General features: G+C 43.8%; 15 protein-coding genes, 1 other RNA gene and 1 pseudogene. 5 read left to right on the plus strand and 12 right to left on the minus strand.

Annotation, left to right across the window (positions count from 1 at the left end):
* Window positions 1-211 precede the first annotated feature (211 nt).
* On the minus strand, window positions 212-625 hold the full coding sequence (locus AC58P7_RS29335; protein WP_497349379.1) for a hypothetical protein: 414 nt from the start codon (window positions 623-625) through the stop codon (window positions 212-214).
* A gap of 245 nt (window positions 626-870) precedes the next feature.
* On the opposite strand from AC58P7_RS29335, the gene AC58P7_RS29340 reads away from it, so the two are divergent.
* Window positions 871-2052 (plus strand): GGDEF domain-containing protein, encoded by a 1182-nt coding sequence (locus AC58P7_RS29340; RefSeq protein ID WP_497349381.1) that lies wholly within the window; start codon window positions 871-873, stop codon window positions 2050-2052.
* A 499-nt stretch (window positions 2053-2551) separates the two neighbouring features.
* Window positions 2552-2965: a DUF6855 family protein gene (locus tag AC58P7_RS29345; protein ID WP_497349383.1), complete on the plus strand. Its 414-nt coding sequence runs from the start codon at window positions 2552-2554 to the stop codon at window positions 2963-2965.
* Between the two features lie 635 nt (window positions 2966-3600).
* Here AC58P7_RS29345 and speE read toward each other — a convergent pair.
* The 5 genes and pseudogenes from speE to AC58P7_RS29370 all read right to left on the minus strand — a co-directional run bounded on the left by speE (window position 3601) and on the right by AC58P7_RS29370 (window position 8467).
* Window positions 3601-4485: a polyamine aminopropyltransferase gene (gene speE, locus AC58P7_RS29350; RefSeq protein WP_497349385.1), complete on the minus strand. Its 885-nt coding sequence runs from the start codon at window positions 4483-4485 to the stop codon at window positions 3601-3603.
* Window positions 4482-5762: pseudogene (locus AC58P7_RS29355) on the minus strand (S-adenosylmethionine decarboxylase related protein). The gene speE and the pseudogene AC58P7_RS29355 overlap by 4 nt, the downstream one beginning before the upstream one ends.
* Before the next feature lie 227 nt (window positions 5763-5989).
* On the minus strand, window positions 5990-6535 hold the full coding sequence (locus AC58P7_RS29360; RefSeq protein ID WP_497349387.1) for a hypothetical protein: 546 nt from the start codon (window positions 6533-6535) through the stop codon (window positions 5990-5992).
* A 50-nt stretch (window positions 6536-6585) separates the two neighbouring features.
* Window positions 6586-7812, minus strand: a complete 1227-nt coding sequence (locus tag AC58P7_RS29365; RefSeq protein WP_497349388.1) for a TerD family protein — start codon at window positions 7810-7812, stop codon at window positions 6586-6588.
* A 79-nt stretch (window positions 7813-7891) separates the two neighbouring features.
* Complete coding sequence (locus tag AC58P7_RS29370) at window positions 7892-8467, minus strand: TerD family protein (RefSeq protein WP_497349390.1); 576 nt, start codon at window positions 8465-8467, stop codon at window positions 7892-7894.
* A 423-nt stretch (window positions 8468-8890) separates the two neighbouring features.
* Here AC58P7_RS29370 and AC58P7_RS29375 point away from each other — a divergent pair, with 423 nt between their 5' ends.
* Window positions 8891-10357, plus strand: coding sequence for an FAD-binding oxidoreductase (locus tag AC58P7_RS29375; RefSeq protein WP_497349392.1), 1467 nt, complete (start codon window positions 8891-8893; stop codon window positions 10355-10357).
* 42 nt (window positions 10358-10399) lie between these two features.
* Here AC58P7_RS29375 and AC58P7_RS29380 read toward each other — a convergent pair whose 3' ends face one another.
* Window positions 10400-11266 carry an APH(3') family aminoglycoside O-phosphotransferase gene (locus AC58P7_RS29380; RefSeq protein ID WP_497349394.1) on the minus strand — a complete coding sequence of 289 codons (867 nt, stop codon included), beginning with the start codon at window positions 11264-11266 and terminating at the stop codon, window positions 10400-10402.
* A gap of 103 nt (window positions 11267-11369) precedes the next feature.
* Between AC58P7_RS29380 and AC58P7_RS29385 the strand changes: the two genes are divergently transcribed.
* Together AC58P7_RS29385 and AC58P7_RS29390 are read left to right on the plus strand one after the other, a co-directional pair.
* Window positions 11370-12047: a Crp/Fnr family transcriptional regulator gene (locus tag AC58P7_RS29385; RefSeq protein ID WP_497349396.1), complete on the plus strand. Its 678-nt coding sequence runs from the start codon at window positions 11370-11372 to the stop codon at window positions 12045-12047.
* Between the two features lie 74 nt (window positions 12048-12121).
* Window positions 12122-12505, plus strand: coding sequence for a carboxymuconolactone decarboxylase family protein (locus AC58P7_RS29390; protein ID WP_497349398.1), 384 nt, complete (start codon window positions 12122-12124; stop codon window positions 12503-12505).
* 208 nt (window positions 12506-12713) lie between these two features.
* Here AC58P7_RS29390 and AC58P7_RS29395 read toward each other — a convergent pair whose 3' ends face one another.
* From AC58P7_RS29395 to rnr, 5 genes are all read right to left on the minus strand, one after another.
* Window positions 12714-16706 (minus strand): cadherin-like beta sandwich domain-containing protein, encoded by a 3993-nt coding sequence (locus tag AC58P7_RS29395; RefSeq protein ID WP_497349400.1) that lies wholly within the window; start codon window positions 16704-16706, stop codon window positions 12714-12716.
* A gap of 915 nt (window positions 16707-17621) precedes the next feature.
* Window positions 17622-20150, minus strand: a complete 2529-nt coding sequence (locus tag AC58P7_RS29400) for a winged helix-turn-helix domain-containing protein (protein WP_497349402.1) — start codon at window positions 20148-20150, stop codon at window positions 17622-17624.
* A 512-nt stretch (window positions 20151-20662) separates the two neighbouring features.
* Window positions 20663-21027, minus strand: a transfer-messenger RNA (tmRNA) gene (ssrA, locus tag AC58P7_RS29405).
* 164 nt (window positions 21028-21191) lie between these two features.
* Window positions 21192-21674 carry an SsrA-binding protein SmpB gene (gene smpB, locus AC58P7_RS29410; RefSeq protein ID WP_497349404.1) on the minus strand — a complete coding sequence of 161 codons (483 nt, stop codon included), beginning with the start codon at window positions 21672-21674 and terminating at the stop codon, window positions 21192-21194.
* Between the two features lie 97 nt (window positions 21675-21771).
* A complete protein-coding gene (rnr, locus tag AC58P7_RS29415; RefSeq protein ID WP_497349406.1) occupies window positions 21772-24801 on the minus strand; it encodes a ribonuclease R in 3030 nt (1009 codons plus the stop codon).
* Between the last annotated feature and the right edge of the window lie 31 nt (window positions 24802-24832).

Genomic DNA, 24832 nt, shown 5'->3' on the forward strand with positions numbered 1-24832 from the left:
TCCTTCAGATTCGACCTCGCGGTCGACACCCTTGTCTTAAGCTATGGCTACTACTGCCTTCGCCATTCGGGACTTGAACCCTAAAGATAGCGCCCATGCTGGGCGCACTACAAGAAAAAGCACCTGCAGAGGGTGCTTTTTTCATTCGGATTCTAAAAAAGATGCGATCTTTATATTGTCCCAAGGATATTCCCTAGGCGCTTGCCCTCATCTATTCGAGTTTTTCGGCATGCAAACTTTCATTTTCTATTCTCCTACTGTTTCCCTTCTCGATACTTTTAGGTAAGAGGACCATAGTCATGGCTGCCGTTACACAATCAAGCGCCGCTACAAAAATAAAATTAACCGGCAGACTATACATCAAGGCTAAAACAATCGTAACCACACAAACGAACATTCTACCTGCGACCGTTGATTTCGCAAATTGAATGTTATTTTCCAAACCCGACCTCACATAGTAAAAACCAATACATACTAGCAGCATCCCAAAAAATTGAAGCCATACTGTGGCATCATCCATAAACTGAAGCATTGGCTGAATGAGTTTTGGAAAAAAGAGAAGAGATCCACCTAAAACAAGAATGTATAATCCATAATAAAACATTAACTTTGAAACTTTGTACATGAGGCTGACCACCTTCAATTATAATTTTAATCCATTAATTACCATTGTAATTGCTGTGTTGCTTATATACAACTCCGTTTGTTACGATTGTTCTCTGCTACCTGTATGACATAGATCGACAACGCATCTGACGCGAATTCATTAGCGAAAATTTGAAACATGCCGCTTCAATTTTATGGTAAAGTAAGTGTAATCGACATTTTTTGGAAACATCCGAAATTACTAACAGTCAGATGAGGTTCGAAATGGATCTACACTTAGATATGAAAACCATGCTGCTGACATTTGTCATCGGGCACCTGTTTACTGCCGTGTTCATTATCGCCTATTGGCGTCAACATAAGAACGAAAGTACAATACGATATTTATTCTATGCAAAATGTATACAAGCCACGGCGTGGCTGATTTTAATTCTTCGTGGCGGTGTACCGGATACACTTACAGTATCCCTTTTGAACTCGTCACTTTTTATCGGTTATGCGCTTGAAACCATCTCTGTACTGAAAATTCAGAATGTCCTGAGCAAGCTGACACGAAACATGTATATCGCTTTGACCATTACCAATATTGTCGGCTTTCATGGCATCCTTCTTTTCTACAATGAAGAGAAGTTCAGAATTGCCTTTGTTTCTATGGGTATAGCTGCGGGACTCCTACTTCCAGCCTACAGAATGATTCGAAGACAAGCCTCATCCACATTGACCCAGATGATCGGCTATTTTTATCTAACAATCTTTGCTTTGCTTCTAGTTAGGGCCGTCAGCGCCTTATTCTTCGATACCTTGATGAACTTTTATCCTACTAACGGCAGCCAGACCATCATACTGCTAGCCCAATATTTCGCTATGATTGCGGGAAATACAGGGATCATTCTCTTGATGAAAGAACAAACAGACCAAGCCTTGCTTCGACTGGCCAATTATGACGATCTGACGGGTACATTGAACCGCAGGACGTTCATCTCACGTACCAATCAATACATTGCCGCTTATGCGAAGAAAAAGAAACCGATCACCTTGCTGCTTTTTGATATTGATAATTTCAAATCGATTAATGATACGTTCGGCCATGACGTAGGGGATCGGGTGCTTGTTGATCTCACAACACGAATGAAGGAACAGTTGGGTCCAGATGATCTATTCGCTAGATATGGCGGAGACGAATTTGCCATTATCCTGCCTGGCATGGATGAAACGGAATCCTCGCGTTATTCCGAACAGCTTAGACAAGCCGCAGAAGGAGCGCACGTTCCCGGATTAAAACACTCTTATACAATCAGTTTGGGTGTTCTCACGATCATCCCCGATGAAGAGACACATCTCGAGGAACTTTACTCCACTTGTGACAAAGCGCTCTATCGCGCAAAAAGAAACGGTCGAAACGGTGTATTTCGAGGCTCTATGGAAAGACAAGTTGTACATGCTTAGGTAGGATTGATGTTCAGGGCATAGATTTGAAATCAGGCTGTCGCTTATTAGCGGCAGCCTTTTGTGACAAACTATCAAACACTTCCCTTTTTGATAACATGGACGACAATTTTCCTGATACTTTTCAATCCATTCTTGTTAATTTAATCCTAAGCACAACTAACCCTGACAGAGAGTAGGTAGGTAGGATGATTTCTCTCAATGATAAGCCCATGTATCTAGCGCAATTCGCAAAGTTAATCCAAATGGATGAACATCGGCTATTTCGTATATGCAAGGGGATCGAGGAGAATGGGTATAGATTTAACCGAAACGAACACGGGCACATCGATCTGTCGGAGAATGATATTACGGTCGTGTTGAGTTTTTGTTGGTGAAGGCGGCGGAGCGGAGCATATAGAGGTGGTGCGGCTGCGTTATAGCTTGGATAGCTTTGCAGAGTCCACTTATTTGATATATTCTGTACTATGTACAATAAAAAAATCAAAGGGGCCCTTGTATGTCAACAGTTATCGGAATCGGCACCAAAGAAAATCCTTGGAAATTACAGACGCCTCCACAAACTTCAGAGTATGAGATGTATAAAGACGAAAAAGACGGCAAAGCCATTATTGTTTGCACGGTAGGTAAAACCGTTTTGCATTACGACTACCGCTGCATTGATGACCTACACGCCATGCTCAAGCAGCATGGGGATTGGATCGAACTCGGCAGCGCGGATGAGCAGAAGCCAGCCAAAGAAGGCACCGTCGAAGCTTGGGGACGCTCTCCAGAAAACCCAATTGGCGGTTGGTACGGCTTGAAGAAAGGTTTTCGCGGCAGATTCGGCATGTATGTCCCTCCGTTGATGGAGGCATTAGGGCTTGCCGAAGTTGAGCATAATCCAAGGAACAATCGTATACGAGCCTTGTAAGAAAGAGGGAGGGAACGAGGATACGCTATTTGCGGCTGATTCCGTGAGAATGGACATCGAAGGGAACTACAGTACCTTATTTTGCCGATAACCGCTATAAATCGCTAAAATCGAACAAATAGAGCATCCACGTTCCGCTTGGAGAAAATTTTAACCGTTTTCGGCAAAATAGAGCATCTACGTTCCCTCCGCTACCTTATCATGCACCATGTGATCAAATATTGAGAGGGGCTACCTCCCTGATATCGGTTAACCAATCGATCGTTTACCAAAATAAACGGCTACGCCGTCCTCTTAGGACGGGAGCGTTTATCTAGAAATATAGCCAACTTATTGTGTGAAACACATAAATTCTTATATTTTAAAATAAGGCTGTCCTGAAAACAGTAGAGCCTGAGCGCTAACTCGGTCTATAGGACATTTTTTGAAAAATTAAACATTTTTGAATTGAGCCAGTTGGAAGATATATGACATTTTTGACTAAACTTCTCTTTTCTTGATTGGGTGAGTAAAAAACTGAAATAAGCAAAATAATAGACCTCCTTAGCCGATTGGCCTGCCGAGGTCCTTTTAACTTGTTCCGAACTGCTGCCGAACTACAACAAATCGCTCAATTCCCTTATTAAGTTGAAACTTCACTTCTCTACCAATATGTTTTTTATATAACTGGGTAATACTAAGGAAGCCTGAAACGTTTCAGGGTTGATATACTTCGCATCCTGCCACTGCAAACGATTCAAATCTGCCTGAAGAGGATCCCCCTTTTTTGAAGCAAGGACAAAGCTCCATATCCCGCCGGGAAATGTTGGGATAGAACATAAATAGGGTTGTACGATTGGAAACAACTTGTTCAAGCTGCGAACCGTATTCTTAAAAATAGTCGAGTTGTAATAGGGAGAGCCTGACTGAAACACGACTATGCCGTCATCCGTCAAACTATCGTAAACATATTGATAAAATTGTTGTTTATACAGACTGGTTGCTGGTCCGTAGGGATCTGACCTGTCGACAAGAAGTACATCAAACTTATTTTTTTGTTCTTGAATCCACTTATACCCGTCCCTATATATCATACGGATACATCCTTCCCGCTCATGGGTGCCCTCTTTAGTCATCCATGTCCGGCATATGTCAACAACTCTCTGATCAATTTCCACTACATCGATCTGCTCCACACTTTCATACTTCAGCGCTTCGCGGGACGGGCCGCAATCGCCCCCGCCGATCATGGCCACTTTTTTCGGTTCGTTATGCGTGGTCATAGCAATGTGCGTAATCATTTCGTTATAAATAAAGCCATCCTTGGTCGTGACCTGAGGGGTTCCATCAAGAACAAGCATACGGCCGAAACCTTTCGTATCAACGATACTTATTTCTTGAAACGGCGATTGTTCGTAATAGAGCAGCGCTTCGACCTTATAGCCGACCTCCATATCAAGCTCCGGTATATCGTCCCATAGCCAAAGGTCTTCATTTGGTTCTTTGTAATAGCCCGTCAATGAATACTTTTTGTTCGTCACGAGCTCGTCCCCCTGTTCGACCATTTTGAAACTCTATCCAGTAATAGCCCGTCAGATCCGTTATTTTCACCTGTTACGAAATCTTTCATATAATAAGAAAGGTATTTGCCATAACCGCTGTCCGTTTGTGAAAGCAGTTCCTCAACAAAATAAATACCGTTAGGAATCTCATCAAGAAGCAGTGTGGATATGGCCCCATAGATGCCGCATGCTACTTGGAAATAGGTGGCGTTCGTCTTATACTCGGAAAATATGTGTTTATTGCTCATGACGTTGTACATAAAACGTTCCTTATCTTTATAAACGAGAAGCACGCCTACCAAATCTTCTCCCTCCAGTTCGGCTTCTGCAGGGTCTAGCACCTTATGATTCCAATTCCAAAGATCGTCAGCATTGCTGAGATTGGTTCGGATTATTTCCGTCGTATAATCATTCACTCGATAAATAAAGCCTGTCTCCATGTTATAAGCATTTCCCAAAGAAAGAACCTCTTCATGGGGCATCAAACATCCGTAAAACTGTTTGTTTCCGAGCGATACTTTAAACTCTAGCTCATATACATCATGATAAAGAACTATAGGCATATTTTGTTTCATAAACATCGGATAATTTAATATGGCTTCATCTAAGAAGCATTCGGGAGACCATGTGGAATACACTGTTTTTTTCTGAACTAGCGACCGATCGACATAAAATGAATTATCATGCTCGACGATATAGCAGCCAAGCGGTGTTTCGCCGGGAACTTGCTTCATCATGTCCAAAGCCATCCACTGCACGACGCCTGGATTCATGCCGGATCCGATAATCGCTTTCATATTCGTGAAGCGTCCTCTATTTTCTTGGAAAATGCGGTATCGTTCCAACAATGTAAATCCTTCAAGCTCTTCGTTTTCGTCTACCATTGCATTTTCTAAGGCAGAATTAATATACGGAATGCCCAATGCATCGCAGCACTCCAGCATCTCGACGGTATCTGCCCAAGATATGTCGACGACAAGCGTTGTCTTCGTATGGGTTAAATGCTGTCGAAACATTTTCAGATTACTCAAATCGAACTGATGTAACGTAACTGCATGGCTTAAATGGGGAAGAAATGATTCGTAATAGGCCATGTCCTTTTGTTTTCAATCGATCAAATGAATCTTACAGCGACTGATAAACCGATAGACAGGATCATTGACATCCTGAAACGACTTGTCTAATATAGCAAGAATGGATTTAGCAACTCCCCCAGCGCTGCCAAGAATACTAATGATTAATTTTTGATTGTCCACATCTGCTCATCTCCTGTTTATCCAAAATTTTCTGGCATTCAGTAATGTCCCCTCTCTCCTACTATTCTTTGTTGTTATCATTCATAGAATATGTAAAATTAGTATGATTCGACAGAGTCAGCTATCTTGTAAGGATTAAAATTCTTCTAAAATAGAAAGAACCCGCTCCATGAGCGGGTTCCTAAGTCACTTATTGTACATGTATCTCCATGACACATGTTCTTCCATTACTTTGTATTCGTAAGTTCATTCATCTTTTCTTGTGATTCCTTGTATATACGTACAAGAGATTGAACCTTATCAAATTCATAATCACCAGGGCCATAATTATCCATAAACATTTTTTTCAAAATTCCTGAGTAAAAGATAACTCTTTGCTCAAGCAAATCATGTTCCATTTTGATAATATCCTCAATTGAATGATTTCCAATGAATTCTTCTGTCTCATCAATGGGATCTTTCCATTGACCTCCCCTGCTCTCGGCAGGATTAGCCCCCTCTAGCTCTCTCGATTGCTCTAGATCTATGGATGTTCTTAAACTCGATAATGCAATATTTTCTTTCGCAAGCATGATTTGAAAATGTTTATTTTTGAATAGATCAATAATAACGAGTCTGCATAACTCTCGATTTTGGAGAAGAATTCCGTCAAATGGATGGATCGTCCAGTTACCATGTTTCAGAAATAGATTTAACTTGAAAAGTTCGCTGCCATAGACATATTCTATGTTAATATTTGAATCCGAAATGATTTCAAAAGAGAAATCTAACATATATGAAACCTCCTGAAACGATAAGCTTTGGCAACTCCGACTAGTTGTTTTTATTTGCTTCCTACGACCCATCTTAAACCCCAGTTAAATGCCTTATCCATTTCGGGATGTCCCTGATAATGCCGGACGATTCGTTCAATACTGAACGTTTCATCCTTTACATTTTGAATCAAAGCAATTGCACACATGGGGAGACTGTTGTCGTGCTCATCGAGTTTAACAATGATGTCTGGACCGCCATTTTGTTTAATGGTTACAAGGCCATCAGCCTCAGACCATCTCGTAACACCCTCATAGATGAATGTGAAAATAAGTATACGCCTGAAATCAGCAAGCTTGGTTCCATTAATTCGAATATTCTCACCCGTTTTAACGGAACCTGTGCGATCATCACCATCGAGAGAAATATAGGGTTCTCGCGTAAGCGACCCAAATGTCTCGCCTAATGCCTGAATTAACCCTTTTCTGCCATCCTTTAGTTCATAGAGGCAAGCTAAATCAAGATCGATCCCACTAGGTGCTTTATTCCAAAATCCATGGCTATTTGATGGTTGTTGATTCCAATTCAGGTTGATTAAGATTTCCCCAAGATCTCCCGATTTCTTCTCGAGGTTGATCTTATCCCCCTTTTTTGTTAATACGATTTTAGGAAGGTTGATCTTTGGTACCTTGTCTTGTTTCGGTTCAGACGGCGTGATCAAAATTTCTTGCGCTTTTACCGATTGCTGATCATTTTTCACAACAACACCATAGCTCTCACAAAGAGCTTTAAGGCCGCCAGCGTATCCAGCACCGATGGCGCCAAACTTCCATTCACCGTTGTATCTATATAATTCTCCTAAAACAATAGCCGATTCTATGGAGAAATGGTTTCCCAAGTCATAACGAAGTATTTCTTGTCCTGATGCTTGATTAATGAGACAGATATATACGTCACTGACCCCACTGAAGTTTTGACGCCTTACTTCACTTTCATAGATCGTAAGCGTAAAAGCAATCTTGTCAACAGCTGGTAGAACTCGTTTCAGATCGATATGAAGTTGTCTTTTACTTGCCTGCTTCTCTATGTATGTGATAAAACGATTGCTCGGGTTTCCATAGTATATAAGATCTTCATCACCACGAACCTTACCGTTCTGCGCAAGCAAAAAGGCCGAAGTATTGAGCTCTATTTGATTTGGAGCATTCCAACCGATAAAGACAGTCAGATTGGAAAGCGTTGCATGTACTTTCGTTAAATCTGCCTTTTGTCCTTTGACAACAGCAACGACGGTCATGTTGACTTCACCCTTCTTTATAAAGATGTAAACATTAGGGTGGCCACCAGTAGGCTAACCACCCCATACAACGCAACTTCTAGCTCAAGCCATAATTAGTAACTAACGCAGCCAAACCACCTGCGAAACCACTACCAACCGCTTGGAATTTCCAATCGCTTCCTAGACGATAAAACTCACAGAAGACGACAGCTGTTTCAATAGAAAAGTCTTCACCCAAATCATATCTTAGAATCTCATTCTTATTAGCTTCATTCACTACCCTTACGAATGCGTGGCTAACCTGTCCAAAATTTTGAGTACGTTGATTCGCATCATGAATCGTAACCGTAATGCCAATACGAGAAATTGTTGATGGGATTTTCGAAAAATCAATCAAAATTTGCTCATCATCACCATCACCTTCACCCGTACGATTGTCTCCTGTATGAGTGACAGCACCATCATAGGCCTTAAGGTTATTATAAAAAACAAAATCAGCTGCCGATTTCGCTTTACCATCTTCATGCAGGAGAAATGCAGATGCATCGAGATCGAAATCTCCACCGCCATTATATTTATTGGTATCCCATCCAAGTCCCACAATGATTTTAGTTAGACCTGGGTTTGTTTTGGTTAGGTCAATGCGTTGACCTTTGGATAAATCGATCGACATTGTGATCTCACCTTTCAGGTAAAATGATAGACATTCGGCTTCTAAAACTAGTATATAGGGTTGTCTAAGTAAACCGCAACGATTCACTTCCTAAAATATGAATTCTGAAACGGAAAGGCACGAGAGTAACTCCACTCTCATTATCTTCACTTCTTCACCATTCACAAGCGAAACATCACTGCCTATTGCCACATTGGCCTGCACGCATTTGCACAGGCGAACATTGTATATACTCTGGAGTGTCTGATTGGCTCAAAGACAGTATTTCGCGAGCTAGATGCTGGTGATAAGCATTTTATAGTGCTACGCGGGCCTTGATACGGCTACGCCGTCCTCTTGGGACGGGAGCGTTTATCTAGACATATAGCCAACTTATTGTGTGAAACATATACAATCTTATATTTAAATAAAGGGGATAGAAGATTGAACATAAAAGGGCGAATCCGCAAGGTGAAAATAGATATGCAAGTTCTACGAAACTTAAAAACTATGAGAGCCAAAACAGACATACCGGGCGTACTGATCGACAAACGATACGCCCCTCGGATATTAAGACGCGGCAAGAAACCTGAACTGACCGGAAGAATTGTTGAATCAGGTAATCGTGAATATAACTCGGCTCGGAAGGAGTTCAATACCTTCTTTAACAAATTCCCGCGGGTGATCGTTTTTGCACAGAAGACGCAGGACGTAGTCAACGCCTTACGTTGGGCTCGTCATCATAACGTACCTCTCCGAATGCGTTCCGGCCGTCATAATTACGAGGGATTGTCGGTCGTCGACGGCGGTATTGTGATCGACGTTAGCGATATGAATCAGGTCGATGTGGACCGCAGAAACCGTACGGTCACGGTACAGACCGGACTGCGGGACTTCCGCATAGACGAGATCCTTGCGTCTGAGGGCTTAGCGATTCCGACCGGTCTTTGCCCTACTACAGGCATCGCCGGGTATACTTTGGGCGGGGGTCAAAGCAGTCTTGCCCGGCCGTTCGGTTTGGCTATCGATAATCTGCTTGAGTTGGAGATGGTCGACGCCAACGGCCGAGTTCTCCACGCCAACGCTGATCGGCATGCGGATTTGTTCTGGGCGTCGCGCGGGGGAGGAGGAGGCAACTTCGGCATCTGTACATCGTTCCGCTTTCGAACGCATCGCATCGACTCAGTCGCTTACGCCAACATCAGCTGGAATCTGACAGACCTGGTACCGGTTCTGAAAGCTTGGCAGAACTATACGGTTCCCGGCTCTAGCGAGAGGCTTACCCCCCTCCTCACAATTGCTTCAGGACAGCAGTCGACACTCTTGATGCAAGGTCTTTTCCTAGGACCGGTTGCACAATTGCGCCGGTTACTGGAGCCACTGCTTCGAGCCGGCTCACCACAAAAGGTGTATATCGAAGAAATCCCTTGGCTAGAGGCAGTGGGGAGGATAGCGGTTACCCAGCCGAGGTCTGAACCTTTCAAGAGTGTAGGCCCTTTCGTCAATCGCTTGCTGCCGGACGAGGCAATCACTACAATTCAACGCTTTATGAACAACCCGCCCACCTACTCGGCCTCCATATTTTTCCACGGTCTAGGCGGCGCGGTCGCCAAGGTGCCAAGCAAGGCTACAGCCTATTTCTACCGGAAGGCTTTATCGAACATGTCATTCTTTGCCACTTGGAAAACACAGGGAGGGGCTGCAAGAGGTATCAGATGGGTAGAGAACTTTCGCAGTGCGATGCTTCCTTATACCCAAGGTGTTTATGTCAACACACCGGACCTCTCGATCAAGAATTGGCCCAAGGCTTACTACGGCAACAATTTCGAGCGCCTGACACGAGTGAAGGCCCGCTACGACCCGAACAATATATTCAACTTCCCGCAGAGCATCCCGCCAGCCCGTCGGTAGTTTCCGACAAGAAGGATATTATCCATGCCGCTTTTGCATTTATTAAAAGAACTCGTCCATAAGCTGGTAGTAAAGAACTTTTGATTCATCTAATTCTACTAGACCATAATGATCAAGAAAGGCATGTATATGCTCATTACCAAAGTTATATGTTATACTTCTGATTGCCAAGGCTAAATCCTGATACCTGTCTGCAACCCCGGCCCTACCCCAATCAATAAATCCATGAACCTTCCCATTATTTATAATGATATTAGGTAAGCAGCAATCGCCATGAGTAAAAACCAAGTCCTCAGTAATGGGCTTTTTGCTAATTAGTTCATTAAATAATTCTTTTGCCTTTAATCCTTGTCTATGTTGGTCAAAATTTTCTTCATCAACAAGATTATTTTCTACTCGCTTTTTGGCTTCCTCTATCTTACTGTGTAATCTTTGGTTAAAAGGGCAACTTGCAACTTGTATTTCATGAACTGCTCTCAGACCATAAGCCAATTGCTTCATTAACTGTGGTAACATCATTTCGAATGACTTTTCAGAAGCATTAATACCTACGATTTCAGTTATGAGTAAGTATTCATTAGAATCGTCTTGACCGTAATAAACAACCTCTGGGACGGGCAATTTGCCTTGTAACCATTTTAATCGTTCTTTCTCATTCAATAGGCTTTCAACAGCTGTGAGGGATTGAATTTTTAAGTATAGATTAAATGAAGTGCCTATCAATAAGTACGTTTTTGATTCTGAATGACCAATAGTAATTCTTCTCCACGTATATCCGTTTGTTATTTTAGATAAGTTCTCTGGAAGTGTAAATTCCTGCATGATTGTTCCCCTCACTTTCACCGCTAAGCATCTTTCATACTTAAACAGTTCACCAAAACTTGCTGAAAATATGCTTTGTATGTCCATTCATGAATTACCTGCCTTACATTATCCCACTGTATTATATCACCAATTTACAAATTCAGACTGAAAATTGAGGTACGGGTCTACACTCTTAAGGAGCATATATATGATTAGTCTGAATGAACGCCAAATTCATCACATCCAACATGTATTCCCCTGTTTCTCTCATGTTCGCTACGAAAACTGGAAATCGGCAAATATCCTTACCATCACACCTACTACGCCACACGCCGTTCGTGAGGGTCATTTCCTTCAACATGCTATGTTTATTATTAGCGGTTCTATTCGGATATTTAAAATTAGTCCAACGGGTAAAGAGATTAGATTGTACCGCGTGCAAAGCGGTCAATGTTGTGTACTGATGATGGCGAGCATACTAGGAGAAACGGAAAACGAAGCATCTGTTTCGATCGAGACCGAGACTGTCGTCTTACTGCTCCCTGTTTTAGAATTCAGGAGTTGGATGGACACGATCAAACCAATTAGGCAATACATATACAAACAATTTATTGATCGGATGACGAATGTTACTAAACTGCTTGAAAATGTCGCTTTCGGGTCAATTCCCTATCGAATTGCGGAATTTTTATTGATAGAATCAACACTGTCTGAATCCTTACAAATTACGCATGAACAACTGGCTGTTGAACTAGGGACGGCCCGCGAGGTAATTACTCGGAGCTTAAAAGATTTTGCAAATCAGGGAGCCATTGCATTGAGACGAGGAAGGATCACCGTTTTGGACCGTGATGTCTTGAAAAATATAATGGATCAGCATTTGTGACATTGTCACTGCAGACCGATTCAAAACCCCATAAAATCAGTAGTAGATCTACTACATTTTATAGGAGGTAAACTATGAATCACTATTACGACCACTCGAATCTAAAACGAATTCCTGAGCTCATGAAGCTCGCCCCTCAAGCTGCCGCTTCCTTTTTGTCCTTCGAAAAGGATGTCTTTCATTCTACAGATGCCATACCTTTGAAGATGAAAGAACTCATTGCTGTGGCCGTTGCTCACGTGACGGGTTGTCCCTACTGCATTGATGTACATGTAAAAAAGTGCAAAGAGCTAAGCGGTACGAAAGAGGAAATCTTAGAAGCCATTTTAATTGCTACCTCTACGCGAGCGGGGACTATTCTAAGCCATGCAACACATGCCTTAATATCATTCGAGGATACATCAGAAGCTCGAAAAACAACAGACCAGCAGTCCCCAATTCTCGATTGCTTCTGTTAATGGAGTAACAGTACGGGCGGACTGAATACTTGAGGGGTTCTCCTCCAACCACCATACACAATGAAAAAAGCACCCTCATGGGTGCTTCTTCATTTTTGTATGGAGGTGAACCGTGGCTTGGTAAATCCACAAATTGCCGCATGAGCTTGATTCAGTTGTTTGGAGAAGTGGCGTAAAGTCTATACAGTGAACAATACCTATTTTTATTTTACTTGCTCTTTTGTACCAGCATGTTCAGCAGAACCGTTATAGCCTCTGCTCTTGTAGCATGGTTTTGAGGGGCGAATTGGTTATCGCCTTTCCCTTGCACAATGCCTGCTTGCTTCACGAATGCAACGCTACCCTTCGCCCACACTGGAATATCTTTGTCGTCTGCGAAGCCCGTTGCGGTATCTGCTTGGTTAGACTGACCTAGAGCATTCGCAATCATCACTGCCATCTCTGCACGTGTAATGACCGCATCCGGACGGAAAGTAGCGTCCTCATAGCCTTTAATAATGCCTGCTTGTACAGCCTGTGCGACCGCTTTCTGCGCCCAAGTTCCAATTTCCGCTGTATCTGTGAAAGTCAACGCTGGTCCTGCATCTTTTGGCTTCAACGTATTCATTAGCATGACTGCAAACTCCGCACGAGTTACAGTCTTATTCGGTGCAAATGTTCCGTCCGGATAACCCTCGACAATTCCGTTACTTACCGCTTGCTTGATGTTCGCCTCCGCCCAGTGTCCAGAGATATCGCTTAAGTTAATTGTTGGTTTCGTGTCTAATGTTGGCACAGTTACCTCGTCCCCTACAGCGAATACCGCATATTTCGTAAAGTGATTCACATCTACGGTAATGTGATCGCCATTTACCTTACTGCCGGTAACTTCTACCCAAGACTTTTTAGCTTCATCAAAATAGAAGACAGACGCTTTTTGGTTACCCTTCAAGCTTGCTCGATTAAAAGCAAAGGTCAATGTTACAGGATTACTAAAGTTCTCCGAGAAGTTTTTGAGAATTTCATAGATAGGGCTGGCTAGAACTTCTTTATTGGTTAGAAGCTTTTGAGTCTCCAGCACTTTTTCGATTGTTAATTTCAGCTCTTTGTTTGTCGCATTCGCCGGAATCGAAACTGTAACCTCATCTTTCAAACTAACATTACCTGTTTTACCAACAGGAAGCGTTAATGTACCATCTGTTGAAGTCACTTGGATGTTGATTATTGGAGCGACATACCCGCTTGGTGCTGCTGTTACGGTAATCCTTGCTGTTCCTGTTTTACTAGCATCTACGGTCGATGTTGCTGTAATCGTGTAGACGCCTGTCGCCGTATCAGCTGCTACCGTTACTAATCCATCCGCTGCAACTGCTACTTTTGAATTGCTGCTTGACCATGTTACGGTTTGAGCCGCTCCGTTTATTACTGTTACTGTAGCAGTCAGTTGCTTCGTAGCTCCTTGATCCACACTCACTGTCGCTGGACTCACACTTACGCTCGTTACGCTTGGTGCTGCTGTTACCATTACGGTTGCTGTTCCACTCTTGGTAGTATCTTCTGTTGAAGTAGCAATTACGCTTATCGTCTTTCCTGCGTCAGCTGAGTTGACAGTCAACAATCCTGTGGTTGGATTTATGGTAGTTCCCGCATTTAAGCTGGTTCCAGCTATGAACCATGTAACGGTTTGGGCTGGGTTGTTGGTCCCCGTTACTGTCGCTGTAAATTGTTTTGTTCCTCCTATTGCGGCAATTGTTGCAGTTGCTGGAATCACGCTTACACTCGTTACTGTTGGTGGTGTTGGTATAGCATCGGTTATGAAAGTATGTGTAACTCCATCACTCTCAGTGCCCTCCGTGTTAACCGATTTGAATACAAAGGCGTACGACGTGCTAGGCGTAAGACCTGAAACGCTATATACCCCTGAAGTTACGGAGTCAACCTTGTTACCACCCATATAAACGTTAACTGCCGAGAAGTTTGCATCAGTAGGTAAAGTGAAAGTAAAGTCTGCTGTTGTCGTTGTATGACTTTCTACCAAATTAGTAATATCAGTAGATGCAGCTGCATACTTACGTGTTGCATTGATGGAGTAGGTCTTCTTTGTACCATCTTCTGCAGTTACAACTATCTCTATAGCATTAGATCCCACTGTTAAAGGAACAGCCATAGAAGATAAGCTTGGCTCACCGTTTATCGTAATAGTAGAAGTACTATACGTTGCAACTGGAGTTACATTCAGACTAGTTACATCGTTTTCAACCGAAGTCGTATAAGATGTAATCGTAGAATCAAACTCACGATTCAATACCTCAGATGTGATAAGACTGCTTAAACTAGCGTCATTCGAACGTCTAGTTACATAGATCATGTAGTCTTTCGTCGTTTGACCATCTTGAGCAACTACATGCACATCGATGGTGTTTACACCGATAGCAAGATCAATTTTAGCTGACTGATCACCTTGAGCCACAACATTACCATTAATAGTAACAGTAGCATGACTGTCATTGGCTGAAGGACTAACATACATCTCAGTAACAGTACTACCCACATTCATTGAATACTCTGTAACTAATGAGTCGAAAATAGGATTTAAATCACCAACCGAAGTAGACAAGCTATTTAAAGTACTATCAGTTGAAGCCGCTCTAATTACAGTGATTACGTAATTGCTGACTGTTTTTCCATCTTGTGCAGTTACTACGATATTGATTAGGTTCTCCCCCGTATGAAGTGGAAGATCTCCGGATTGTGAACCTATAAGTATGTCAGGTGTCCCAGGGGTTGGTGGCATTCCGGGAAAACCTCCCATTGGTGGCATTCCGGGAAAACCTGGTATCCCTGGGATAAAAGTCTGCGCAACTACAACATCATTTACCTTAACTGTCGCATATCTTTCGGCTACAGTAGGTGTAACATTTACATGATCAATATCATTAGAAACATTAACAGTGTAATTTAACACCGTAGGATCAAAGGAAGGAATAAGACTCCCACCCAGCAGGCTTAAACTGGCTAATTTAGCGTTATTTGATACAGGAGTAACTGCTATGATTTCGCTGGTAGACGAATTCAAACCGCTTGAGTTGAATGCAAGTAATGAAACAGAATAGTTTACGTTATTTGTTAACCCTTGGATATCATAGGATGTAGCATTTGTACCTACTGTACCTACTTGGTTACCATTGTTGTAGATGAGATAACCTGCTATATCGGATTCACTATTCGGACTCCAAGAAACAAGTGCATGACCATTTCCTGCTACAACAGATATTCCTGTAGGTGCTGTAGGAGGATTTGGATTAAGGGGAGTTCCCATTACGCTATCACTCATTAATGATTCTTCGTTCGCTGTGTCCGTAGTCGTTACTTGAAAATTATATTGGGTAGCATTCTTTAAACCTGTAACTTCATAAGTGGTAGCTGTTACAGACGCTGATGTAACTTTAACCCCGTCTACATAGACATCATAACCTTTTATATCCTCTCGATTGTTTACATTCCAAGTTACGGTTGCAGAACCATTAGTTGGAGAAACAACTACCCCATCGGGTTTGACAGGCGGATTTGAAGGTATCACAGTTATAGCGTCTGACATTTCAGATACTACACCTGAAGTATTTAAAGCTTCTATTTTAAAAATATATGATGTACCATTTGATAACCCAGGAATTGAGAGGGAAGTAGCTGTTAGTAAATCATCGTTACTCTTTGCTCCATCTTTATAGAGATTATATCCTGCAATGTCTGCCTCAGAATTGGCTGTCCATGTCAAGGTTGCACCACTATTAAGAGATATACCAGCAAGACCAATCGGTTTAGCAGGTGGGGTGTTGTTTAAAGGCATCAAGGCTGTAGCCTCACTCATACCTGACTCGTTACCTGCTGCATCAAAAGCCGATACCTGAAAACCATAACTATGGGCATTACTTAAGTTCTGTGCTGTAAAGCTTGCTGTGTTTGCGCCAACAGAAGCTATTTTCGTATCGTCTCGATAAATGTTATACCCCGATACAGCAGTATTATCAGTTGAAGCAGACCAGTTGAAAGATACTTGACCATTTCCAACAGATGTGCCAGTAATTGAAGGTACTGACGGTGGAGTAGTGTCCATCTCATACGCTTCAAAAGCGTATAGCTTAAGCGGATCGCTCTGAGTTACAGTGCTCTCTACGCTAACTAGAATAAAAGAAACATCTCTAATGTTGACTACTTTCGTCATATCGTTAGAATCCACACTTACATCATCATAGCTGTAGTCTGGATGCCAAAATCTAATTGCTACCCATTTGTAGAACTTATGGAAGTCATCAGACTTCACTCTAATCGTACCAATATTTGTTGACTGTGGGAGGTTAATTCTATAGGAATGATAAGCCTCCCCCATGTCCGTTGAAGTTGTATCGTCCCCATCTGTAGCATTAGATGGGTTAACGAATTGGTAACTGTTATTGTAACTAATCGGAATACCCGCTAATAAATCTGGCTCTGATGCTGCACTAACATGTACCTGAGGTACAGATGAGAATAATAAAGCAACCATTGTCATTATTGCCATGAATCTACGAAACCAAGATGAACCTAATCTTGAATTGACCATTTTACACACTCCCATTTAGTTTTATATATTTAGTATCAGCCATACACTGTGCCGTCACTGCCTACTGACACTATGCTGCTGGGAAAATCATTTCGTATCGTGATGACAAACCAAGCTTTGGATACTGGTGTTAGGAAGATCTATATAACCAAATAATCTCGAACTTCGACCCTTTCATTCCATTATCTTCGTGATGGAAATAATCATTTTTATAAAGATGCTTCACGTTTCGAATCATCTACAAAATTCTCACACAAGATTAAATATAGCTCCTGCCTACAAAAAAAGAGTCTAACTAAAGTTATATATCAGTCAAAAAATGTCGAAAAGCATTCACCGGGTCTGTCAAATCTTTTGTGTAAACTCTTTTAAAAGACTTCTCCCCGAGGGGAGAAAAATGTTCAGTACAGGTGCTGACCGATGCGATCTGGATTTTCAAACACGTTTAAACAAAATTCGCCATATCTCGTTCTTATTTTAGGGTTATTATGGCAATAAAAAAATCCCCTTAATAGGGGATAGGGTAGGGGGATATCGTTACAGGATATGCAATTTCTTCCCTCGCTGCAGAGCTTCAAACCTGCTGTTTACGCCCAGCTTGCGGTATATATTTTTGATATGCGTCTTCACGGTTTCATCTGTAATGTTAAGCTCTACAGCCATCTGTTTATTTGACATTCCTTGCTCCATAAAGCGCATGATGTTCAATTCCTGCTTAGTGACCAATGAATCGAGGTCCAAATCCCCCTGTTTATTCTCGTTCATCATGAGAAGCAGTTTTTTGACGTAGAGCAAAGAAACTTTACCTGTCCGACTAATAGAAACGTTATTCTGCCTATTATGAAGATACAGACGCAACAATGCGCGCATCGGTTCTCCTTCATCAATAAAACTTCGAAGATACTCGCTTGGTTCTGCTAATTGCAAGGCTCCTTCCAACTTCAATAGAGCTTGCACTTCATCTCCCTGTTGATAAAAAATCACACTTTGCAGAATGCCCACCCTAATTTGATCTCGATGACGATTGTCTTTCATCGCCAGGACATACATGTTTTCTAGTAGTGGCAAGGCTTCGACATATGACCCGCAGGCTTGAAGGACTCGGGCATATAGCAGATACTCCATGAAATAAAATTGTGTGACGGTATCCGTATGCGTGAGCCCACACGATTGCATCCACGCGACGGCATCGTCCAAAGAGCCGCTTGCTAGTAACAAATTGCCTTTCTCTCTATCCAGCTTTTGTAAAAACATACGTTTATCCGGCGACTGAATTTTCGACTTCGCCAGCTCCAGGCATTGAAACGCTTTTTCCGTGTCCCCATTGGCCCGGTAAATCCTTGAACCACTAATGGCGGCACCTACGATAATGTTCGCATAGGGCTGCATGCATGTTTCCAGTTGCGCTCTTTCTGCATACATTGCAGCTTCTTCCAGTTGATTCCATTCATATAAAAGCCGGCTATATTCAACGTAAAAGAAACCGACGTAGGGGTAGTTTTCTTTGTTCTCCCACACCTTGATCCATTTGAAAAAGAATGTTTTCGCTTCATGCAGATGATTAAAAAAAACAAGCAGCGAATCGAAGTTCGTCGTCAACGTGTTCGCTTCGATCATCTGGACATAGCTGCCTTCGGGCATATGCTCATTAAACAATTCAAAGTAAGCCATCGTTTTTCCAAAGTCTCTCTGGTAGAGATGCACGATAGCGCTTATGTAAAGAATTGTTTCTCTATATGGCTCCCACACCGGGTCCGTCATCTTTTTCTCGATCTCTGAAAGTTTCTCCGTCGCTTGTTTTACATTTCCGGATTCAGCCAAAACTTTAATATGCCGAATTTGAATGCGTGGCATTTGTTTAATGCAGGCATCCGGCAGTTCAAGAATCCATCGACTCAGAACGCCATTCTGCAAGGGCATATTAATCAATTGCGTATCGATTAAATTTGCCGCCAGCTCATAGTGTTTTCCCGCAAGAAGATGGTCAACCGCTTCCTCGAGGAGACCTTCCTGCTCCAGACAATTCGCCGCAAGTACATACGATTGTTGGAATTTCGCAGGGTCCTTCTTCCGAAATTGCTTCCGCAAAAAATCCGAAAACAGATGGTGGTAACGATACCACTTCCGTTGTTCATCCAAGGGAACGATAAACAAGTTTTGCTGCTCCAAAAGCTCCAATCGTTCCTGACAATGGGATTGGCCGGTAATAGCCTCACACAGCGTTTCGCTCATTCTGTTTAATATCGAGGTTTGCAAGAGGAACGACTGAACTTCCTCTGACTGGTGACAAAGAACTTCCTGAAATAAATAATCGGAAATACCACGAAGCTCTCCGTTAAAAATTTGAATAAAATCGGCGGGATCCTGGTTTCCTTTTAATGAGATTGCCGCCATATGCAGTCCGCTAATCCAGCCCTCCGTACGCTCCACCAGCATCGAAATATGCTTTTCAGATAAGGTAGACTGCATACAATCACGGAAATAACGGATCGCCTCATCGATTTGAAATCGCAAGTGCTCGCTCGTAATCGTAATGGCTTGGTTACTCACACGGAGTTTGGACGTAGGAAACGGCAATTCAACACGACTTGTGATGTATACATGCATATGCGCGGGTAGATGTTCGAGGAAACGCAACAACGACGCATGAATGGAAGAAAGTTCAATCGTATGGTAATCGTCCAAGATGAGAACCAGTTCATGCCCGCGGCTGAGCTCATGCATCATGGCCAGAAGCAAGGGTTCGAATGTGCCTGTTTTGAGCGGGGATAAATAAGGTTTCATCGTGTCGGCAAAATTCGGAATCTGGTCGTCAACCCCCGCAATGACATAGCTCCAGAACTGAATCAAATCATTGTCATGTGAATCTAAAGACACCCAAACGGCGGGTTTTGTTATTTGCTGGACCCACTGGCTTATCACCGTGGTCTTGCCGTATCCTCCCGGGGCCGTGACCATGGTCAGTTTTGTAAGCAACCCCTTATTCAACATTTCAAGAAGCAGTGGACGTTCCATGTGTCTACTGTACCTGAAATGTGGAATACTTAATTTTGTCTTTAAAATCATCACGAGCCCCCCGACTGATGTTGCTTCTTTCGATATAATTCACTTGAATTGTATCATGGATTAAAAGTATCGTCATAACTGATGCAACATACGATGCCGCAACACTTAAATGCTGCTTATGTACAGATCTCCCCAGGTAAGAACGCTATCTTCCTCTCCATCTATCTGCTTCATTTACTTTCGCACGCACGCTATGATGGGTAATGCCAAGTTCAGTGGTCGGAATAAACTCAAATACGTTACCTATCGCTGCAGTAATAGAGATCGAACAAAGGAATGTAAGAACCCTGAGCTTCTCCGTGAGTACATCGAAAGGATGGAGGTGAGGGGAGTATTGAAATGTCCATCTAACTTACTAACGCAGCCTACTCACCGATGACTACCTTAGCGGTACATTTCAATGCCGTGCTCCCTCCGCTCACGCTCCGCGCGGACTGAACCCTCGAGGGGTTCCACTCCCAATCCACCCATACAAAAGAAAAAAGCACCCTCGAAGGGTGCTTCTTCTTTCTGTATGGAGGTGAGGGGAGTCGAACCCCTGTCCGAAAATATTGCCACACAGGCATCTACGGGTGTAGTCACAGTTTTGATGTCACCCGAGCAGCGCCCCGTAACCGGCTATGCGTTGGGTCAGCCTGATTGTCTTCCTACGTCCGACCCCAGGCGGAGGCCAAACGTCGTATCCCACTATAGTTGAGCCCCTATCCCAGTCACATGGGCGATGCTGAGTAGAAGCACGCTAACAGGTTATTAAGCTGCTAAAGCGTAGTTGTTTTGTGTTTTGCCATTTAATAGGCTTTAGCGTTTTATAGTGGACGCGGCCCCACTACCCGCAACCCGCGCTCAAACTATCCCCGTCGAATCCAAGAACACCCCCGGATTGCCTTCATAACCGTCATAGACGGTGAAGGTTAAAAGGACAAGCTTTAGAGCCAAGTTACTCTTGAAATCTCTTCGTTACAGTTATTAGTATACCATAAGTACGAGAAATATGAACACTAGGTTCATGGAAGACAAGGTGTTACCTTCCAATACAACCAGCTATCTTGCAATCTTCTGCTTTTCACGCAAAGCACGTTGAATATCGCGTTGTGCGTCTTTCTTGGCAGCGGACTCTCGCTTGTCATACTGTTTCTTGCCTTTACCAATGCCAATGAGAAGCTTGGCGTAGCCATTTCGGATGTACACTTTCAATGGAACGAGTGTATACCCTTCTTGCTTTGCTTGGCCTAACATTTTGGCAATTTGCACTTTCTTCAGAAGCAGCTTCCGCGTCCGTGTTGGATCATCGGGATTGCTGCGATTCCCTTGATCGAACGGGCTAATATGCATATTGTGTACAAAAGCTTCGCCATTCCGAATCGTCGAAAAGCTGTCGCCAATGTTGGCTTTACCTGCCCGTAAGGATTTGATCTCCGTGCCGGTCAGGACAAGACCGCATTCATACGTATCTTCAATGAAATAGTCGTGTGACGCCTTTTTATTCTGGGCGAGTAGTTTGCCATCGGCCTTTTTAGTTGCCACGTGAGATCCTCCTCCCGCACGCTAAAATGCAGGTAAATCTTGCTACAATGTGCAACCTATTGTAGCAAGATCAAGCCCGAAAAGCAAGAACCGGCGACTATCTCCGCCGCTTCTTGCTACCATCGCCGTCGTCACTCCGACGACGGCCGCCCTTGGCAAGCGCGTTCACGCCGCTCGCCCAATCCATGCTGCTGCGGTCCGCAGCAGCACCGCCACCACCCGCTTGGGTTTCGCCCCCAAGCGCAATCCCTCGGCCACGCTCGCCGCCTCGGCCAACAACCCCACTGTCGGTCCGCCCGGCGCCGACAGCCTGCAACCGCTGGCTCAAGCTGCCGCCTTCGCCAATCTTAGCCCCTCTACCGCCTTTGCCGCGTTTGTCACTCCAAGGCGTGTTACCACCCTTACCGCGGCGTGACTTTCCTTGTCCCCCCGCACTACCTGTGAACCCTCCGGATTGGCCTGCTCCAATTCTTTCAATGCTTTCAGCTTTGCCATCTCCACCTTCAATGGAGCCTCCAGCTCTTTCTCCACGGCCGCCTGCTTTACTCGCACCAGCATCCGCTCCACCTTGACTTCTGCCTCTGGATCTTCGACCACCAGCGCGCCCAGCCCCATCACTTAAAGCTTTCTCTGTTCCTTCCGAACCTTCTGTCCGTCCTCGAGCCGCCATCTCAATCCGCCTGGCCGCGCCACTATCCGCACGCCCACGCTTTTTCCCTTGATTTCCCGTCCCTGTGTCTCCACGTTCTTGCCCTTGGTTCTGCCCGCCTTGCCCAACCACAACACCGCCTGGTTGCGTCTTAGCAAAGCCACCTTTCCCTTTGTAACCACCCTTGCCTTTCTCTGCTCGGCCCCTGCCTTTATCGGATGCTCCCTTATCGGTTCTGCCGTTATCCGACTTACCGCGGAACCCTTTAAATCCACCTGCGCCATTGAACTTGCCGCCACCGCCACCACCACGGCTGAATCCCCCTTCTTTACGAGGCTTCATATCCAGCAATTCAAAATCAATCGTATGATCATCCATATTCACGCGGGCAACCTTTACTTTAATACTGTCACCAAGGCGATAAATTTTGGAGGTGCGTTCACCGATCAATGCATGTTGCTTCTCATGATGATTATAGTAATCGTCCGTTAAATCACTTAAACGAATTAGGCCTTCTACCGTGTTATCCAGCTCGATGAACATCCCAAAGCCTGTCACGCTCGAGATAATACCCTCGAACTCTTCACCCACTTTGTCCAGCATGTACTGTGCTTTCTTCAATGCTTCAGTATCACGCTCTGCATCGACAGCAACACGTTCACGCTCGGAAGATTGCTGTGCAATATCATTCATACGCGAAGCTAAATAATCATGACGTTTATCCGTTAAGGTACCACCGTTCTCCAGTACTTCACGAATAACACGATGAATAACCAAATCCGGATAACGACGAATCGGTGATGTAAAGTGAGAATAAAACTCTGCCGCTAAGCCGAAATGCCCTAAGCTCTGCGCATCATAACGAGCCTGCTTCATGGAGCGCAGCATCACTTTGCTAATCACGGTTTCTTCCGGTGATCCCTTGATATCTTCTAATAACGTCTGTAAGGAACGCGCATGAATCGTATTCCCTTTGCCCCCTCGCATCGTATACCCGAACGTCGTCACAAATTCCATGAAATTCATCAACTTCTCGGAATCTGGATCTTCATGGATCCGATATAGGAATGGTACTTTCAACCAGGAGAAATGCTCCGCAACAGTCTCATTCGCGGCAAGCATGAACTCCTCGATCATCATTTCCGCGACAGAGCGCTCTCTTTTAACGATATCCGTTGGCTTACCATCTTCATCTACAAGGATTTTGGACTCTTCAAAGTCGAAATCAATGGCCCCACGCTTCATCCGTCTGGAACGCAGTCTAGCTGCTAACTCTTCCATGCGTTTGAAGTCGTCCATCAGGTACGCGTATTTCTCCACGATTTCTGGCTCTGCCTCGCCTGTCAGCAACTTGCGTACATTCGTATAAGTCATACGCTCGCTTGTTTTAATCACACTTGTAAAAATTTCATGGTTAACGACTTTCAAATCCTGGTCGAATTCCATCTCACAAGACATCGTCAAACGGTCTACACGCGGGTTCAAGGAACAAATCCCGTTCGATAAACGATGCGGCAGCATCGGTATCACGCGATCTGTCAAATACACGGAGCAACCGCGATTGTACGCTTCGATATCCAGTGCCGTACCTTCCCTGACATAGTAACTCACATCAGCAATATGAACGCCTAGGCGAACGTTACCATTTTCCAATAACTCCACGTTAACGGCATCATCCAAATCCTTCGCATCTTCACCGTCAATCGTCACAATGGTTTTCGCGCGAAGATCCCGACGCCCTTGACCGATGATTTCTTCTTCCGTAATCGAATCTGGTGCCGCATCTGCTTCCGCCAAAACTTCCGCTTGGAAAGCCTCCGGCAGCTGGTGTTTACGGATAATAGCTAGAATATCTACACCCGGATCATCCTTATGACCGAGAATTTCAATAACTTCGCCTTCCGCCGCGGATCGTCCCTCTGGGTAGTTAACGATTTTTACAACAACCTTCTGCCCTGTGACAGCTCCCATAAAAGCATGCTGCGGGATGAAAATATCTCGTGTCATCCGCTTATCATCGGCAATGACGAAGGCATACGTCTCCTGACTCTGAAATACACCGACAATCTGCGTGTTCGCCCTAGTTATGATCCGCACAACTTCACCCTCAAGGCGCCCGCCGCCTTGGCTCCGTGCGGTTACCTTCACGAAAACAATATCACCGTTCATCGCGGTATTCAGATCGTGTGCATTGATATACACATCTGGGTGCTCACGGTCTTCAGGAATTAAGAACGCAAAGCCCTTCGCATGAGCCTGCAGTCTGCCTCGCACCAAATTCATCCGTTCTGGAACGCCATAGCGGTCATTTGCGGCCCTAACAATGTGGCCACTTTCTTCTAATTTATTGAGCATTTTAATAAAATCTTTAAACTCATTCGCGCTTCCTATCCCAAAATGCTTCTCAAGCTCTTTGTAGGACATAGGCTTATACGCCTCTTCTTGCATGAAACTTACAATTTCATTTTCTTTTATCATTAATCATTTCACCTTCTTGTTGTTGTTGAGC

The organism is Paenibacillus sp. J22FR5 (assembly GCF_059691975.1).